Consider the following 17,499-nt stretch of genomic DNA (forward strand, 5'->3'; position numbering starts at 1 on the left):
GGTGTGAGTTATTTTTTAACCACAGTTGAGGCTAAATTAAGCCAGGTGTTAACAATACATTAAGTTTCGCCATGTAAACTTTGCAGCAATTTGCCATTACGTACTGCAATACGCTAATGGATCACTGATTTGCTTAGCCTAAGCAATGTAAATGGAATAGCTGTAAAAATGATTAATTGCCTACGTCATTACCCTTTATCTAAAGTATATAAATCTTTATTTTGCGCATCACTTATTACCTCAAGCCCATTTAGCTTAGCTGATGATGCTGCCTCACAAAATGCTAAAACACTGCTTAAAAAAAATATGGAAGTAATTGAAGTACGGGGTATACGTTCAAGCATGGCTGAGAACTTAGATGTTAAGCGTATGTCTGGCTCTGTGGTGGATGCAATTACTGCCGAAGATATTGGCAAATTTCCTGATAAAAATGTAGCGGATTCGTTGCAGCGAGTACCTGGCGTTGTTATTGAACGCGATGGCGGAGAAGGGGCATCGGTGAGTATTCGTGGTTTATCATCTGAGCTTACATTTACTCAGCTTAATGGCAATTTTATAGCCTCATCACCCGGGGAGCCTTCTCGCTCGTTCGATTACACTTTACTGCCCTCTGCCATGATAGAAAGCGTAGAAGTGTATAAATCGCCAGAAGCGCGTTTAGATGAAGGCGGCGTGGGCGGCACAGTATTAATGCATAGCCGCAAGCCTTTAAGCATGGAGGCAAACTCAGGTGTATTTAACGTTGAATCTACTTACGCCGATGTGACAAAAGAGTACGAGCCGCAATTTAGTGGCTTATATTCGTGGAAAAATGACGACGACACCTTTGGCGTATTGGTGGGTTATACCTATCAAGAGCGTACTAATCGCACTTTAACAGGCAGCACCGATGCAAATGTATGGCGTTACACGGGTGGCGGTCAACCTACTGATATTAATGGTAATGCCGTTGATAACAATAACGGTTGGGATACGATAAGTGATGCCAGCGGTAATCGTTATGATGACGTGTGGTTTCCGCAAGTTGTACGTGGCTCTGTGCTTAATGAAAAACGTGAGCGTGAAGGTATTCAATTTAGTACACAATGGCGCCCAACTAATCGCTTAGAACTAGGATTTAACTACTTTGGTTTTACACTTGGACAAGACAGAACCGAATCAGTCATTGATATTCCTGAGTGGTCACTCAATCCTGACTTTTTAAGCGCAGTAAACCTGGATGAAACAGGCACCATTGCAACGGGTATGCAATACAATGCCAGTGCTAGCGGTGTTGAAAACGATATGCAATTTCCGTGGATGCGTGGCAGCTATGTACGAGAAGAGTCTACCTCCGATACTATCGATTTTAATTTAACCTATGAAGGCGATAGCTTTAAAGCCCGCTTTGTTATTGGTAACACCCAATCTGAGGGCGGCCCTGAAGAAAGCTGGGAAGCCGCTTATAAAAGCTCAAACGCCGGTGAAAACGAAACCGTTATTCAAAACGCATCGCAAAGCGCTGCGTGGTCTTTAAATGAAAATAATGTATCGCTGAGTATTGATCCCAACACATTAGCTAACTTGCAAAGTGGCTTAGGCGGCGGGCGTGATGCTGGTTCGTCAAATTCAAGCTTTGTGCGCAGCGAACTCGAAGAGGATTATTATCAAGCCGACATCGACTTTTATGTTGATTGGGGATTTTTAAAAACGATTAGAACCGGGGCTAAATATCGCCATGCCAACTTACACCGCGAGACCGGTAATACGTTTTTTTTAGATCCTAACTTTGATATTGCTGAAGGTGAAGCGAGTGAGCAAGGTATAACGCAATTTGATAGCTACCAATGGAATGGCGGTATGCCACTTGCCGAGGATGTGTTTATTAATCAAACCAATATAGTTGGCGGGTTTAATATAAACCAAATGCCCAGCATAGATTGGGATAAATACCGAGATTTAGTAACCGACAACTACACGCCTTATACCCGCATAGAAGATAACTTTGTATACGATATTGAAGAAAAAATATCAGCGTTTTACATTCAAGGCGATTTTGAATTTAGTGAAGTAAGAGGTAATTTAGGTGTGCGCGTAGTACAAACTAAAACCTTAACCTCTTCTACCGATTTATATACTTATCAACTTGATCACACCAATGATGAAACAGGCGAGCCGGTAACTGGCGATGCGCGTTTTGTAGAAGATTATCAGTTGGTTACACAAAAAAACACCGACACACAAATTCTACCAAGCTTTAACATAGCGTGGGATGCCACCGACGATTTAGTGATTAGAGGCGCTATTGCTAAAGTGATGGCACGACCAGATTACAGCGATTTAGGCTCGCAGCAGCGTATTACGTTTGTATCAAATGAATGGGCAGAAGACAGAGCCGCATTCAACGAACTTGCAGGTTTTAGTGGCAGTGGCGGTAATAAAAATTTAAAACCTTTTGAATCAGTGCAGGCCGATTTATCTATTGAATATTATTACGCCGAGGGCTCTGCATTGGGGTTAGCGTTGTTTCATAAAAAGGTTGATAACTTTGTTGTGCCGCTGGTAATAGATATGCAGCAAGAGTTTGCAGGCAAAGACAATATAGTAGAGCGCGGTTTCATTACCGTTGCGCCATACAGCACAGTGGGTAACGGCACCGATGCGGTATCAAAAGGGGCCGAAGTATTTATTCAACATGCATTTGCAGGTGGTTTTGGTTTTTATGCTAATTACACCTATAACAAAACCAATAAAGCCGATGTAAGTGTAAATGGTGAAGAATTTGGCCAATCGCCATTAATTGGAAGCGCTAAATACCAGTACAACACCTCTGCTTATTACGAAGGCGAGTACTTTACTCTTCGCGCGTCGTACAATAAACGCGGCGAAACAGTACTTGGCTTAAATAGCGGTTTAAATGTATACCAAGACCCTTACGAGCAAGTTGATGTAAATGCCGCCATTAATATTTCTGATGGCTTAAGTTTAACAGCCTCTGTTATTAACTTAACTAAATCGGAAACTGTTACGCGTTTAGGTGATGATAGCGAAGCGCGTTTATTAAGTTCAAGTTACTCAGGTAGACGCTACTACGCGGGTATAAATTATAGTTTTTAAATAAAAGCCCACTATACGTTTTTAGCACACTAACCTTGTTAATGAATAGCATGACTATTATGATGAAATTATTATAAAAGGATGAAGAAAATAAATTAATGAGTTACCAACCGTTTATAGATGATTCTGCTTCGCTAATCGAGTTTACGCGTGTGTATTTAGCGCTTTTTTATACGTTTGTGGCGGGGTTTTACACCGTTAGAATTATTTATAAAAATCGTTCAACGCCTGCGGGTGTTATTTTTCCTGGCGCTAAGTTTTGTACTAGCTGGTGGAATCATATGGCGTTTAAGTTTTTTAGAGCTGCTATATGGTTTGTGTGTGTGCTGCGTGTGTTTTTGCCTGCCACCGATAACTACTTAGGTATGTTTTATACCTTAAATGGGTGGCCGGGTGTTATGTTTGGCAATATTATGCTCACGGCGGGCTTTGTGCTCAGTATGGTTGTTCATTTTCATATGGCGTCACTTTGGCGCTCGGGTATAGACCCAAATGGGCCTCAAACGCTTAAAACTACAGGGTTATATAGTTTTTCGCGCAATCCTATGTATGTTGGTGTGGCAACTGCTCAGTTGGGGTTCTTTTTAGCATTACCAAGCTTATTTAGCTTAATTTGCCTTGCTGTGGGCTTATATGCGCTTTATAAACAAATAGCCGTTGAAGAAGCGCATTTAGTCACGCGTTTTAATAATGACTACCTAAAATATAAGCAAACCGTACCGCGCTGGTTGTAGGTTATTCAACGGTTGCTTTTATTTGCAGATGGCTATTTATAAAATCTTGCTTTGAAAGCGGCTTTGAATATAAATAGCCTTGAATGTAATCACAGCCCAACGCGATTAATTGTGCTTGTTGGGTTGGTGTTTCTACCCCTTCGGCGACCACTTCTACCCCTAAGTTATGCGCCATGGTAATTATGGCTTTAATTAGCGCTATACTGCTGCTATTGGCTTCAATATTTTGTATAAACGATTGATCTATTTTAAGTATATCAATGTCTAACTGCTGCAAGTACGCAAGCGATGAGTACCCAACACCAAAATCATCAATGGCAATGTCTATATCAAGCGCATTAAGGCGTTTTAAATGGTGCTGAATCGCGTTATCTGGGTCCATTAAGCTGTTTTCAGTTATTTCAATTAAGATAGTATGAGGTGGCAAATTATACAGTTTGCACGCCTCTACCCATTGGGTAACCCAAATACCGTCGCGATCAATTTCTAAAGGCGAGGTATTTACACTAATTTGCACCGGTGTATAGCTTAGTTTATTAAACTGCACCGCATCGCGAACAGCTTGCGATTTAACCCATTCGCCTAGCTCTTTTATCAAGCCATTTTGCTCTGCTATATCGATAAACTCAACAGGGCCAATAATGCCTCGCTCTGGGTGGTTCCAACGGATCAGCGCTTCAGCTTTTTTTAGCGTACGTGAATGGGGGTCCCATATTGGCTGATAGTAAAGTTCAAATTGATTGTTATTTAAGCCAATGCGTATTTCTTCTATAAGGCGGCGCTTTTCAATCGCCAGTTCTTCCATTTCGTATGAGAAAAACTCAAACCTGTTTCGCCCCTTACTTTTTGACAAATACATCGCTTGGTCGGCTCGTTTAACTAAGGTTTCGACCGATATGCCGTCATGCGGAAAAAACGCCACGCCTATACTCGCAGTTACCTGCACATGTTCGTTTTTTATGGTTATTGTTCGGGTCAGGCTTTTCATTACATCGTGTGCAATGTGCGAAACCGCTGTTGTATCGCTTATTCCTTTTAGTATTAGGGTAAACTCATCACCGCCTAAGCGCGCCACTATGTCTTGCTGTTTTAAGCAGCGGCGAAGTCGCTTAGCCACTTCGTGAAGTAATAAATCACCAAAGTCGTGGCCTAAGCTATCGTTTACTTCTTTAAAGCCATCTAAATCAATAAATACCAAAGAAAATGGTTGTTCAGGTGTGCTTACAAGCTGTTGCAGGTGCTCATAAAAATAACGGCGGTTAGGTAGGTCGGTTAAGCCATCTTGATAGGCATATTGATGCAACTGAACATTGGCATTTTCGAGCTCTTTTGTTCTGCGTTTTACTTGGTTTTCTAGCAGGTTGTCGCGTTGTTCTATAGTTTGCAGCATGGTATTAAAACAGCTTGTTAGCTTACCCACTTCGTCCTTTGAAAGCTCTTTAGCACGTAGGCTATAGTCGTTAGATGAGGTAATTTTCTCTGCTGTTTGTGCTAAATATAAAATGGGGTTTAAAAAACGTTTTCTGAGCATTAGCGATACAAGCAAACTTAAAATAAAGCTAAAAATCATTAATACAATAATAAACCGGCCATAAAAAGCGGCTCTGTCGTTTAGGTCACTGTCGTCTGCGCGCACAATCAGCGTACCGTAGCGTTGAGCGTCAATTGTTAATGGTGTTTTTACTTCTATTGTATGCGGGGCTGAGCTTTCTTGGCTGTATTTAGGCGACGTTACGCTTGCAAGTTGTTGGCTAAAATTGTTTATCACTTCTACCGATACAATATCGGAGCGCATTAATAGCGGCTCAATCAGCTCTTTTATTGCGGCGGTGTCGTAAAATATTAAAGCAGTACTAATATTGGGGGCTAATATTTGCGAGAGTGATTTTAGGCTTTGTGTTTGTTCTTGTTTTGCGGTTTTTAGCTCATACGCGCTAAAAACAGCAGTAACGGTAGCGGTAGAAATAAGCGCAACGCTCATTAAAATAAACAGCAGCTTTTTACTCATTGAGTTGAGTGAGAAGTAGTTTTTCATTATTTACCCCTCAACTACACGTGCTAGGCGCAGCACTTTTGAACTCATAGTAATGCCTGCTTTTTTAAGCTTGCTTGGGGCAACTTCAAAGCGCACCTTACTACTTGAAAGGAAAAATCGAATATGGCCCTGTGCGGCTATAAAGCCATCGGATTCGCCAACTATCATTGTATTTTTTAAATTAAGCGCGGGGTGGGCATCTAACCACATGTTATAGGTATTATCAGTAATAAATACTATATCACAGCCCTCAAGTGCAGTTGCCTCGAGGGGAGTTAGTTTATTTCGTAAGTGGCGTTTATGTACTTTTCTGTTTTCTAGGGCGGCATTTGCTATTGCTATAAATTGGCTGTCGGGGCTACAAATTAAAAAGTCGGAGCCGTTTTCGGGTGCAGATTGCCATTGCCCTAAGCGGGCAAAGTTATATAAAAAGCCTGCTTTAAGCACATATTCTTTTTGCACCGCAAACGCGCTTGAGCTTGTACAAAGCGCAAGGCAAAAAAATAGGTAAAGCAATCGATTTAAAGGCTTAAGCATTGGCTCTCTTAAAATGTTGCACTAACAGAAAACGTAACACACTCGTCTATGTAATTAGGAACCGTAAATGTTTCGCGAGTATTGGCGTATTCTATGTGTGAGCCTGCAAATAAATTTTTGCCTGATACTGCTGTGGCCCAGTTATTGTTTATTTTCCAGTTCCATGTAAGGTCTACAGCGGTGTAGTTATCTGTATTGTAAGTGCTTGAGTTTTCGGCTCTTAGCGTGGCAAAAATAGAATGCTGCTCAGTTAATTGGTAATTCAGTTTAGTAAATAATTGTCTGTTTACTGAGTCGTAGCCAATAGTAGGGCGCGTTGCATTAGGTAAGTCGTAATCTATTTTTGTATAGCTGTAGCCAACTTCGCTGCTTAAGTCGTCCATTAGTTGCATCGAGAACAATAAATCACCGCCGGTTGTGGTGGTTTCACCTACCGAAACAAAGTCGTAATCTAAGCTTGTTGTTTGAAGCGCCGCAAATGCTTGTGACACTTCCCCGGCTAAGTAAAAGTTTAATGCAGGTATAAATTGTTCTACATGAGGGTTTAAACTAATTACGGCCACATCATCCGCTTGCGTATTAAATGCAGAAACATCTAAAGACCACTCCGCCTTTGATATACGGTAGCCTAGCTCGTACGAGATATAATTTTCGGCTTTTACGTTATCGTTACCATTTAAAAATGTAGCTATATGGTATTGATCTATTTCAGCAATACCCGACTGCATGCCAATAACGTCTGAGATTTTTTGGCCATTTACTCTAAAGTTATCGTTAAATTCAATTAGTGTAGGAATACGTACGCTTCGTGAAATTGAACCCCATGCTAGGTGCTCGCTATTTGGCTGATAGGTAAAGCGGGCAAGGGGTTGATTTTCCCAACCGGTTAAATCGTTATGCTCTATTTTTGTGCCTACAATGAGGTTTAACGTATCAGGAATAACACTGTATTGCGCTTGCAGCATAGCACCGTATTGATGAAGGTCTTCTAGGTCTTTATCGCTATTAATAAAAATGCTGTCTTGAAAAGAAATATCATTAAATCGATAATTAAGCCCCCAATCTACCTGGAGTGCACCGGTAATAAAGTTCATTTGATAATCAACGTCAATCGATTCAAAATCTTCATTTATATAGGGTTGTTCACCATGTTGTTTAAGCCACGACATTTGCAGCATTTGGTTTGCATTATCTGAAAGACGATGCTCAACACGGGTCATTAATCGTGTATCGCGCCTATCTGCAATAGTTGGAAACTGCTGACTGCGGTTAGACGCATCTACTACCCCAGTAAGGTTTTGGCCGTGCTCTGTGTGGGTATGATCCCCTTGCAGGAGGATTGACCACTCATCGCTTGGCGTAAAATCAGCTCTAAAGCCGCCAGCGTGCTGTTTAGTAAAGTCATTAGGTTTAATGCGGCTGCCTTTTTTAGAAGGTGCGGTATTTTTAGTATTATAGTAGCCCCTGTAACTACCAATATCAGAAATATCACCACCATGGCGAAGGCTTATGTCGGCATTTATTTGATTACCTGTAATTGCTTTAGCGTAAGTGTTGCGTGTATCTAAGCTATTTTTAGTAATGATATTGATCACGCCGTTATTTGCGTTATTACCCCATAACAACCCGCCCTGACCACGAATAACCTCAATGCGTTCAATATCGTATAAAGGCACATGCAACGACTCCCAATACACAGCCGCAAATTTGGGGGTATATAGGCTTTGCCCATCTATCATTACTAATAATTTGCTGGAATACCGTGAAGCAACACCGCGTGCAGAAATAGCCCATTGATTGTTATCAAGTTGTCTTACGGCAAGGCCTGGCACCATTTTTAATGCCTCAGGAATAGAGGTAGCGCCCGAGCTTGTAATTTGCTCTTCGCTTAGCACATAAATAGAAGAGGCGGTGCTAAAGGCCGATTGTGCTCGTTTCATTGCAGAAGTTGCTTGAACATCCATCCCCATTAACGCGTCAAGGTCTAAGTCATCGTCGTTTAATGGTTCTGCAGCAAGTATTGGTGAGGCAATAATAAGTGAGCACAATAACTTTTTAGGTATTTTCACCTAGGTTTCTCCACAGGGATCAAAAATCAAAAACAGGATATATTTTTGTAAAACATTTGTTACCACAAAATATTAGCATACTTTATATTGCTAAAAGTACACTTTCTTAGGCTAACTAGCATAAATTACTAAGTAGTAAGGATGTTTTAAAACTTAACGCTAAATTATTAAAGTTTTGTAGTTTTTAAATAAAATTAACAAATAAAGCCTCAAAATCAAGTAATAAAGCGTGTAAATTAGGCGCTGCTTGTAAATTCGCTTATCTAATTTAGCTCGCTGGCTATATCATTAATTATTAGATGGTATGTAAAACGCAGCACACCTAAACACACGCATTAATAAGGTAAATTACTTATAGTTAGCTGGTTCATGCAGGTAAAATAATTTACCCTTAGTGTATTAGTCACTTTTATATTATTTGTTTTTATGAGCCTTCTTTTTTCTATTGCGCTAGCAAGCCTTCCTGCTTTACCCGAACCCGTTGCAAACAATGCCGTAGCTAAGGTTACTGTTGAAAACCAACGCTATTTTTTGAGTTTTATGGGGCTTGGTAAAAACAAACAACATAGCGATGTACACAATAAGGTATTTTCACTAAAACTGGGCGACAGCGCATGGCAGCAACAAGCGAGTGTGCCTTCAAGTTTGCCATTAAAGGGGCGCTTAGCTAGTACTGCTGTTGGCTTAGGTGAATACGCTTATATTTTTGGTGGCTACACGGTAGATAGCGATCATACTGAAATTTCAAGCCCCGATGTGTACCGTTTCGATATAAAAAACAATACATATAAGCACCTTGCAAGTATGCCTGTACCGGTTGATGACAGCGTAGCGCTAAGCTACAAAGAGCGTTACATATACCTTATTAGCGGCTGGCATAACGATGGCAATGTAAATTTAGTGCAAGTTTACGATACTAAAAACAATACATGGCAGCAGGCGTCGCCTTTTTTAGGTGAGCCAGTATTTGGCCAAGCGGCTGCTATTAGTGGTAATACCATTGTTATTTGCGATGGCGTTAAAACCCAAGCAAATTCAGATTCTCGCCGCTCGTTTGCAGGTGTTGCTCAGTGTTTAAAAGGCACAATAAATGCCAACAATCCGCTAAAAATAGATTGGCGTACTTTGCCCCACCCTACGGGGGAGTCGCATTACCGTATGGCTGCTACTAGCTACAATAACAATATTTACATGCTGGGCGGCTCTAATAACCCCTATAACTACAACGGGATTGGTTACAATAAACAGCCCGCCCCGGCGAGCAACCATGTGTGGCGTTTTAATATAAAGCAAAACACGTGGCAGGTATTACCTAATGTAGCTGTTGGCAGTATGGATCACCGTGGCCTACTTGAGCACAATGGGGCTTTATATCGTATTGGCGGTATGAACAACCAACAACAAGTAATAAACGATGTACTAGGGTACGAGGTAGCACAGTGAATACACTTTATATTACCGGTGCAGGGGTAAGTGCTGCTAGTGGCATACCTACATTTAGAGGCGAAGATGGCTTTTGGACTATAGGCAGTAAAAACTATACGCCTGTGGAAATGGCCACGCGTGCTATGTATCAAAATAATCCACGCGAGTTTTTAGCTTGGTATTACAATCGTTTTGCAGCCTATCGTAACCATGGCCCGAATGAAGTACACCATTGGCTGAGCGATAAAAACTTAATAACCCAAAATATAGATGGTCTTGATGGCAAAGCCGGTAACAAAAATTACATTGCTATACACGGTAGGCTCGATCAAATGACGTTATTTCATGAGCAAGGCGAAGCCGTTAAACCGCTTATGACTCCGTGGGATAGTGTAGATGAAAGTCGCCTGCATGAGTCTCTTTTTGAGCTATTTAATATTCAAAACCAAACACCGGAGCTTAATCATTCGTTTAAGCCTTTTGTGTTGTTGTTCGATGAATTTTACACCAAGCTTTACAGAATAACCGAAGCACAACAGCGTATGCTCAACGCCGATAAAATTGTATTTATGGGCACCTCGTTTAGTGTAAATATCACCCAAATGGCATTAGAAATAGCCCGTAATTACGACATACCTGTAGAAGTGGTAGACCCTAACCCTGTTCACATAATGCACAGCAAGGTAACGTACAAAAAAATGAATGCATTAGAATACATCCAATCTAATTAGAAAGTGCTATATTTTAAAGAGATTGCTAATGTTTTCTTAAATATTACAATCTCTTTATATAATATTAACGAGTCAATAATGTTATTATTATCCTCATTATAACAATACCAAAGAGACTTGAATGAGCGACCTAACTGCAATAGCAAACTTGTCCATTTTACTTGTAGAGCCTTCAGAGGTTCAGCAAAAAATAATAATAAAATCGCTTGCAGAAAGTGGTGTTAAACAAGTAGAAACTGCGGCTACTCAAGCGCAGGTTTTATCGTTACTTGAAAGTTACCACCCAGACCTAGTAATAAGCTCGATGTACTTATCAGACGGCACCGCCGACTCATTATTGCAAAAAATAAGACTTAACCCCGCCACTGAACATCAACCTTTTATGCTTATATCGAGCGAGCGTAATAAAAAGTACCTTGAGCAACTACGCCAGTCGGGTGTGTTGGCTATTTTACCTAAGCCTTTTAGCGCAAAAGCCATTACTCGCGCACTCAAAGCAACTCTCGATATAATAAGCGAAGAAGAAGTAGATCTTGATCATTTTGATGTAACGCTACTTCGCGTACTTGTAGTAGACGACAGCCGCTTTGCTCGTAAACACATAATACGCGTACTTGCTGGCATGGGGATCCCCGAACCCGTAGAAGCCGAAAACGGAAAAGAAGCCATAGCGCACCTTAGTGAGCAATCGTTCGATTTAATCGTTACCGATTACAACATGCCAGAAATGGATGGTCGCGAACTAACCGAAACTGTACGTGGCTCAAATGCTTACTCGCATATTCCTATTTTAATGGTGAGCTCAGAGGCAAACGACACTCACCTAGCTAATATTGCGCAAGCAGGAGTTGATGCCATTTGCGATAAACCGTTTGAACCGGCCACAGTGCGAGAATTACTTTATAAAATAATGTCTTAGTCTTTTAAAAAATGGCTAACAACAGCGGTAGTTAAATACATAACTACCGCTGTTTTGGCTTATGGGCTTGGCACGTTATATAACTGAAACGCTACAAAACATAAAATAACCGCAATACAGCTATCAAATACGCGCCATCTAAACGGGGAGCTTAAAACCTTTTTTAATTTTGGCGCAAACAACACTAAGCTACTAAACCAAATAACAGAGGCCACACAAGCACCAATAGCAAAGTGCATAGGCGCGGGTTGTAATGCGCCAATGCTGCCAAGCAGTAATACGGTGTCTAAATAAACATGTGGATTTAGCAAGCTTATAGCAAAGGCCGCAAGGGCCGTTTTCCACCAGCTCACTTTTATTACCTGAGTTACTTTTAACCCCGATGTGCCTTTAATTGCGCTGCGCGCAGAGCCAAATGCTAAGTAAAGTAACATAGCTATACCACCCCAGGTTAACCACGGTAATAACCCCGGCAGCCATAGCTTTAACTCATTAGCGGCAAATACACCTACAATAATTAGCGTGGCGTCGCAAAGTATACAAACCGCAGCTAAAACAAAACGGTTAGCGCCCGCCATACATTGGCTTAAAATCCAAATATTTTGCGCCCCAATGGCAATAATTAAACTTAGCCCTAACATCACACCCGACAAAAACGACATACTTCTAATCCACTCAAATAAAACCAGTTACCCAATGCCTTGCAGGGTAGGGGGTATTCTGTTACAAATCCAATGAATATATTTATTGTTATATGCGTAAAACTCATGATTGATTACCAGTTACTCAATGCGCTTAGTGCCGTTATAAGTGAAGGCGGATTTGAAAAGGCCTCAAAAAAATTATTTATTACCCAATCGGCGGTGAGTAGGCGTATTCATCAGCTTGAGGCCAAACTAGGCGAACCCGTATTAATAAGAACCCAGCCGCCATCGCCAACAGCATTAGGCAAGCGCTTACTTAATCATTTACAGCAAGTATTACAGCTAGAAGTGGCCCTTAATGTAGAGGCACTTAACGAGCACACAGATTTAAACACCCCGCTTAGCGTAAAGCTTGCTGCTAATGCGGATTCGCTTGCCACCTGGCTGCCCGAAGCACTCGCCGTATTAGATACAGAGCTTGCGTGCAAATTACGCTTTGAAGTCATTAGTGAAGATCAATCCATTGCCCATAAAAGAATGAAAGACGGCGAGGTTATGGTGTGTATTAGCTCATCCCCCGAGCCCGTTAATGGCGGCCTAGTTAGCCCACTTGGCGCCATACGCTACAAAGCCATTGCAAGCCCCGATTTTATAAAACAACATAAGCTTACTGAGCTTTCGCAATTAGCGCATTTACCGTGCTTGGTATTTAGTGAGTATGACAAGCTACAACACCAATTTTTAGAAGATATTAATGGCTCAGCCCCACTGTTTACACATATTTACCCTTCGTCAGAGGGATTTAAACAAGCCATGATAGCAGGCCTAGGTTATGGGCTATTACCTACATTACAGCTAGGAGACTCGCTGGTAAAAGGGGAGTTAGTCGATTTATTCCCAGAATATTATATTGATACACCTTTGTACTGGCACTATTGGCAAACCGAAAGCCCGCAGCTTAAAACGTTGCGTAAGTTTGCATTGCAAGTAGCAGGCAAACGGTTAGAGCCTATTAGCCCATAAAGGCTAAGCCTGCGTTTATAACTGCCCTAATCTGTAAATAAGCAGTGCTGTTTTAGCGGTGTTTTTATTAAGTGAGGTTAAATCGGCGGTTTCGTTTTTAGTGTGTGCGCCACTGCCCATTAGGCCTAGGCCATCAAGCGCCATATCAACATGGTTTGCAGCAAACGAAATATCAGCAGCACCGGCATTACGTGGGTTTGCAGCCTCCACTTTGTTATAGCCTAAGTCTTGGCTTGCTTGGCTATACAGTGCAAGCAGCTTTTTATTACCCTTGGTGAGCCCCATTGGTGGGTAGCCGTCTTCAAAAATAAGCTCAGCTTGGCTGCCATTTAAGCTTTTAGCCACTATTTGCTGCATCACTTTTTTAGCGCCTTCTACCTGCTTTGACGAAAGCGCTCGTAAATCACCCGCTACATGCACGGTTTGCGCAATTACGTTACTTTTACCAAACGCCGTGGCTGACGAGTTAGCACTGTCGTAATCGGCATTTGTACCGCCCACAATAAGCCCAGGGTTAAAGGTTAAATTAGGTTGTGTAGCTAGTTGCTCTCTAAAGTCATTTAAAATACGCGACGCCTCGTAAATAGCGCCATAGCCCACATTGTCACTAAATATTTGCGATGAATGTGCAGCATTGGCCGTTATATTTAACGTCCAGCCGGTATAACCACGGCGCGCCGCCATAGCGGTTTTAATATTGTTATCGCCGTTCTCAAAACCTAGTGCTACGTCAGCCCAAATTGCTGCATCAACAATCGCCTTTTTAGATAAACTAAGTGGACGACCGCTGCTTTCTTCATCGCCGGTAAGCAGTACTTTTACGCTTACGTTTTCAAGTAAATTAAGCGCTTGTAGGCTTTTAAGCGCGGTAATTATAATAGTATTACCACCTTTCATATCGGCTACCCCTGGGCCGCTCGCGGTGTGTTCATCAATTTGTTTATAGGTAGTAAAGTTATCGTGTTTGGCAAACACCGTATCAAGATGGCCGATCATCAGTATTTTTATTGCATCGGGGTTTTTACTTTTGTGCGCAGCTAATACATGCCCTGCACGGTTAAACGCGCTGCCATCTAACCACTCAACCTCAAAACCAATGGCTTTTAGTTGCTCGCTTGCAAGCGCGCCCACCTTTTTTACGCCTTCAATATTAAGCGAGTCGCTATTAATGTTTACCGCTTGTTCTATTTCTTTGAGCGCTTGCGGCATGTTTTGCTCAACTTGTTTTACTATTTCACGCTCGTTTTTATTAAGCGCCGCGTGGCTTGTAAGCGGTAGGGTACTCGCAAGGGTAAAAATAAGTGCTTGGCTAAATTTTAAAAGTGACATAACAGCCTCATAATTGAAGAAAAGAGTTAGGGCGTGTTTATTTTTGATGGTTGAATTTGCAGCAGTGTGTTTGGTTTTTAGGCAAGGCAGAGCCTATGTAGTGTGGTTACTCCCCATAAATAGGCGATAACGTAGCATAAATGCCAAACATGCGCTGCCCGTTGGGTTCTTTCTAGGGACGATAAACTCTTTGTTGCTCGGTTTTTACTTAGCCCACTAGGTTACAAACCTCGCGCCGCGATTTAATCGCCCCTAGATTGAACAAATTTCAATCCGCAAAGGTCAACACGCCCCAATATGAAGTAAAAATACAAAGGTTTCAATAGAAGTAGATTGTGATTTTTAACTAATTTTATAAGCAACAATGAGTTACAAGGTTAAGGGTTAATGGGTGTATGCGTTATTGGTTTAAACTCAGGTATTTAAAATATGATTTGTTAATTAATAATCAACTAGTACAACTACACAGCTATATGTCTGATATTACTGATCTCCACCATTTTGGGGTTTTGCTACATTTAGGAAAAGTAAGGTGAAGCTAACTATTTGTTTACAGGTATTTATTTTATAGCTAGGATAAAATCACTGTAATATATGGACATTTGTCGGTTTGTAAAACGACAAATGTCGTAGACTAAAATGTTATGCGTATCGGAGAATAAGAAATCAGCTCATTTTTCAAATCTCAATTTTTTGACCGTTTTTGGAGAAATTCAGTTTTTATCCTGTTTACACTAGTTCTATTAGTGGTAATAAAGGTCACATTCGGGGGGAGTTGGGAATTAGTAACACCATCAACTATTCTCAATGCATCGCTATTATTAGTTTTGTTTTCAGTTTGCATTGGATTACTGATAGCTCTTTGGGAAAAATGTAATGGTTACTCAAAAACGTAATAAATTTAGTGGCTGGACCATTTAACTAAAAGGTGGTTTGGTGTTTTTACGCATAACAACCCAATCAACACGCTCACTGCGTTCGCTGGGACGCATACACGCGGGGCGGCTTCGCCATTATGCCCCACATGTCTGCGCCCGTTATTGAAAAGTTAGGTAGCAAGATGGAATTTGAAACTTGGGAATCTCCTTTTGAAGAAGGCACTGCTTGGATCATTGATGTATCGTGGAGTATCGATAAATGGTCACTGACAAAATCTTCTGGCGCAAAAGTTGAAATTCTCGGCAATCCCAAACATAAGGACATCGATTTGATCGCTCGTGTTTTCCATGAAGAAACCGAAGCGCTTTACGAGTTAGCCTTTGAAACGGTTAATGCATATCGTTTATTAGATGAGCATGGTCTTCTCTATCTGTGGTCATCTGAACGCCCCAAAAAGAATACTTTTAAGCTAAAAGGTCACCCATGGCATGAAGAGAGTCCGCTTTCATTCGCTATGGGAAATAATCAGGAGTGGTCACATATGCTGGTAACAAACGATGAATGCTTGGAAGTCATTTGTAGTGAAAGCCCTAAAATTACGAAGGTTGAAAATGTTCGTTTTTCCGGCAATGCTACCTAACAAAAAAATTAAGCCACTCACTGCGTTCGCTGGGACGCATACACGTGGGCTGCTTCGCATTATAGCCCACGCGTCTGCGCCCCTTATTTAAAAGTTAACTTACCCCCAAAAAACCAGCAAAAATTATAAAAAGTTGATAAAAATGGATTTAAAAATAAAGCTAACAAGTAAACCAGACAGACTTTCAACCGCTACTCTCAGTGCGTTAATCTCAAATTTTACTACTACTATTGAGCGAAGTGTTTTTGAAAGCATGTGTTCTATGAATATAAATACGAGTAGAACCCAAATAAGTAAAAGTGTTTATGGAAATATTCACTTAGACGTAGAGCGTGTAGAAAAAGGCTCGTTTATTCTTTTTGTGACTGGGGCTATTGCAGGAACAATAGCATCTTGCTTTTATGATGCAGTAAAGAAAAAAGTAATAAGTAGATTATCTAAGGAAGAAGTGACTGAAGTCGTAAATAGACATACCCCTGTTATCGCTAAAAACTTAGAAAGAGATTTAAAATCAAAAAAGCGATTTGGTTCACTTTACGTTGATGAAATCGATATATCTATGAATCAGGACAGAAAGTTTCCTGAAATGATTATAGATATAACTTTAGGACTTCCTGAAAAAGAACACATGCCAATAGACTCTGAATCACAAATTGAATATGTAATCCGTTTACAAGAAATAAAAAGAAACCGGAAGGATGGATAGATGATAGATAAATGGATAGCTCCGATTGTAATTGGAATAGTTGTTGCCTTTGTTTCATTGTTTGGTTCTGATGTTAAGGAGTTTTTCCTACCTAACTTTGAAATAACCTATCAAGTTACTGAGTCTAAAAAGCTTCTAGGGCCGCAAGATGTAGGCAGAAAACAAGTTCCCATACTAGGTAAAAAAGTAGCTGATGTTTATGTATCTCAAGTTGAGTTAAAAAATACAGGTAAAAAAGCAATAAACGATATTGAATTTTTATTAGATGTTAATGCCGTTTCTAAGCCAGAACTATATAGAGTATTTTACGTAACTCAACCAAAAGAAATGTTTGGTTCTGTCAGTTTTTCAGATTACAAAGCAAAGCTATCAAAAAAAGTGAAATTAAAGGAATTTGTAGAGGGTAACTCCATAACCATCTCTTTAATTTCTTCGGAAGTATTAAACATCAATTTTGAAGCTAACAAGACTGAAGTAAACTTCACAGAATTCAAAGACGAAGCTAGTCTCAATGACCATACTTATGTAGCATTTATATCTGCTTTATCTGTCATTGTTGGCCGGTTCTTAATAGACTTCTTGCGCTTCCTAATTCGTTTATACCGAAATCGACCACCTCGGGTAAGTTAACAAGGCCTTAAAGTCGGATGCGTAATAGTTGGCTCGGTTCCGCTTCGCTTCACATTATAGCCAGCTATTACTCACCGCTTAAGGCGGCGTTATGTGTTTCGT

14 protein-coding genes are annotated in these 17,499 nt (G+C 40.7%); 9 read left to right on the forward strand and 5 right to left on the reverse strand.

Features of this window, described 5'->3' with window-relative positions; all coding sequences use genetic code 11:
• Positions 1-168 precede the first annotated feature (168 nt).
• Positions 169-3,096, forward strand: coding sequence for a TonB-dependent receptor (locus PSH54_RS01075; RefSeq protein WP_273605223.1), 2,928 nt, complete (start codon positions 169-171; stop codon positions 3,094-3,096).
• 98 nt (positions 3,097-3,194) lie between these two features.
• Positions 3,195-3,830 (forward strand): methyltransferase family protein, encoded by a 636-nt coding sequence (locus PSH54_RS01080; RefSeq protein ID WP_273605224.1) that lies wholly within the window; start codon positions 3,195-3,197, stop codon positions 3,828-3,830.
• 1 nt (position 3,831) lies between these two features.
• Here PSH54_RS01080 and PSH54_RS01085 read toward each other — a convergent pair whose 3' ends face one another.
• The 3 genes from PSH54_RS01085 to PSH54_RS01095 are packed head-to-tail and all read right to left on the reverse strand — an operon-like array spanning position 3,832 to position 8,471.
• Positions 3,832-5,865, reverse strand: a complete 2,034-nt coding sequence (locus PSH54_RS01085; RefSeq protein WP_273605226.1) for a bifunctional diguanylate cyclase/phosphodiesterase — start codon at positions 5,863-5,865, stop codon at positions 3,832-3,834.
• 3 nt (positions 5,866-5,868) lie between these two features.
• Complete coding sequence (locus tag PSH54_RS01090; protein ID WP_273605227.1) at positions 5,869-6,402, reverse strand: YfiR family protein; 534 nt, start codon at positions 6,400-6,402, stop codon at positions 5,869-5,871.
• Positions 6,403-6,410: 8 nt separating this feature from the next.
• On the reverse strand, positions 6,411-8,471 hold the full coding sequence (locus PSH54_RS01095; RefSeq protein ID WP_273605228.1) for a TonB-dependent receptor plug domain-containing protein: 2,061 nt from the start codon (positions 8,469-8,471) through the stop codon (positions 6,411-6,413).
• Between the two features lie 426 nt (positions 8,472-8,897).
• Between PSH54_RS01095 and PSH54_RS01100 the strand changes: the two genes are divergently transcribed.
• The 3 genes from PSH54_RS01100 (at position 8,898) to PSH54_RS01110 (ending at position 11,546) form a co-directional block, all read left to right on the forward strand.
• Positions 8,898-9,914, forward strand: a complete 1,017-nt coding sequence (locus PSH54_RS01100; RefSeq protein ID WP_273605229.1) for a Kelch repeat-containing protein — start codon at positions 8,898-8,900, stop codon at positions 9,912-9,914.
• On the forward strand, positions 9,911-10,627 hold the full coding sequence (locus tag PSH54_RS01105) for an SIR2 family NAD-dependent protein deacylase (protein ID WP_273605230.1): 717 nt from the start codon (positions 9,911-9,913) through the stop codon (positions 10,625-10,627). The genes PSH54_RS01100 and PSH54_RS01105 overlap by 4 nt, the downstream gene beginning before the upstream one ends.
• A 121-nt stretch (positions 10,628-10,748) precedes the next feature.
• Positions 10,749-11,546 carry a response regulator gene (locus PSH54_RS01110; RefSeq protein WP_004587007.1) on the forward strand — a complete coding sequence of 266 codons (798 nt, stop codon included), beginning with the start codon at positions 10,749-10,751 and terminating at the stop codon, positions 11,544-11,546.
• 59 nt (positions 11,547-11,605) lie between these two features.
• Here PSH54_RS01110 and PSH54_RS01115 read toward each other — a convergent pair whose 3' ends face one another.
• Positions 11,606-12,208 (reverse strand): LysE/ArgO family amino acid transporter, encoded by a 603-nt coding sequence (locus PSH54_RS01115; RefSeq protein WP_121638281.1) that lies wholly within the window; start codon positions 12,206-12,208, stop codon positions 11,606-11,608.
• Between the two features lie 72 nt (positions 12,209-12,280).
• On the opposite strand from PSH54_RS01115, the gene PSH54_RS01120 reads away from it, so the two are divergent.
• Complete coding sequence (locus tag PSH54_RS01120) at positions 12,281-13,213, forward strand: LysR family transcriptional regulator ArgP (protein WP_273605231.1); 933 nt, start codon at positions 12,281-12,283, stop codon at positions 13,211-13,213.
• A gap of 15 nt (positions 13,214-13,228) precedes the next feature.
• Here the strand turns inward: PSH54_RS01120 and PSH54_RS01125 are convergent, their stop codons facing one another.
• Positions 13,229-14,542, reverse strand: a complete 1,314-nt coding sequence (locus PSH54_RS01125) for a M20/M25/M40 family metallo-hydrolase (RefSeq protein WP_273605232.1) — start codon at positions 14,540-14,542, stop codon at positions 13,229-13,231.
• A 1,060-nt stretch (positions 14,543-15,602) separates the two neighbouring features.
• Between PSH54_RS01125 and PSH54_RS01130 the strand changes: the two genes are divergently transcribed.
• From PSH54_RS01130 to PSH54_RS01140, 3 genes are all read left to right on the forward strand, one after another.
• Positions 15,603-16,061, forward strand: a complete 459-nt coding sequence (locus PSH54_RS01130; protein WP_157686051.1) for a hypothetical protein — start codon at positions 15,603-15,605, stop codon at positions 16,059-16,061.
• Positions 16,062-16,203: 142 nt separating this feature from the next.
• On the forward strand, positions 16,204-16,767 hold the full coding sequence (locus PSH54_RS01135; RefSeq protein WP_157686050.1) for a hypothetical protein: 564 nt from the start codon (positions 16,204-16,206) through the stop codon (positions 16,765-16,767).
• Entirely contained in the window at positions 16,768-17,397 is a 630-nt protein-coding gene (locus PSH54_RS01140) for a hypothetical protein (RefSeq protein ID WP_273605233.1), read from the forward strand.
• The last annotated feature ends 102 nt before the right edge of the window (positions 17,398-17,499 follow it).

The sequence above is a fragment of the Pseudoalteromonas sp. Angola-30 genome (assembly GCF_028599215.1).
In the GTDB taxonomy this organism is placed as follows: Bacteria; Pseudomonadota; Gammaproteobacteria; order Enterobacterales; family Alteromonadaceae; genus Pseudoalteromonas; species Pseudoalteromonas atlantica.

Excerpts from the sequence above, each read along its gene's own strand:
- PSH54_RS01085 (WP_273605226.1), bottom strand. The coding sequence starts at position 5,865 with ATGAAAAACTACTTCTCACTCAACTCAATGAGTAAAAAGCTGCTGTTT.
- PSH54_RS01140 (WP_273605233.1), top strand. The coding sequence starts at position 16,768 with ATGATAGATAAATGGATAGCTCCGATTGTAATTGGAATAGTTGTTGCC.
- PSH54_RS01075 (WP_273605223.1), top strand. The coding sequence starts at position 169 with ATGATTAATTGCCTACGTCATTACCCTTTATCTAAAGTATATAAATCT.
- PSH54_RS01130 (WP_157686051.1), top strand. The coding sequence starts at position 15,603 with ATGGAATTTGAAACTTGGGAATCTCCTTTTGAAGAAGGCACTGCTTGG.
- PSH54_RS01120 (WP_273605231.1), top strand. The coding sequence starts at position 12,281 with ATGAATATATTTATTGTTATATGCGTAAAACTCATGATTGATTACCAG.
- PSH54_RS01125 (WP_273605232.1), bottom strand. The coding sequence starts at position 14,542 with ATGTCACTTTTAAAATTTAGCCAAGCACTTATTTTTACCCTTGCGAGT.
- PSH54_RS01135 (WP_157686050.1), top strand. The coding sequence starts at position 16,204 with ATGGATTTAAAAATAAAGCTAACAAGTAAACCAGACAGACTTTCAACC.
- PSH54_RS01080 (WP_273605224.1), top strand. The coding sequence starts at position 3,195 with ATGAGTTACCAACCGTTTATAGATGATTCTGCTTCGCTAATCGAGTTT.
- PSH54_RS01115 (WP_121638281.1), bottom strand. The coding sequence starts at position 12,208 with ATGTCGTTTTTGTCGGGTGTGATGTTAGGGCTAAGTTTAATTATTGCC.
- PSH54_RS01110 (WP_004587007.1), top strand. The coding sequence starts at position 10,749 with ATGAGCGACCTAACTGCAATAGCAAACTTGTCCATTTTACTTGTAGAG.
- PSH54_RS01090 (WP_273605227.1), bottom strand. The coding sequence starts at position 6,402 with ATGCTTAAGCCTTTAAATCGATTGCTTTACCTATTTTTTTGCCTTGCG.
- PSH54_RS01100 (WP_273605229.1), top strand. The coding sequence starts at position 8,898 with ATGAGCCTTCTTTTTTCTATTGCGCTAGCAAGCCTTCCTGCTTTACCC.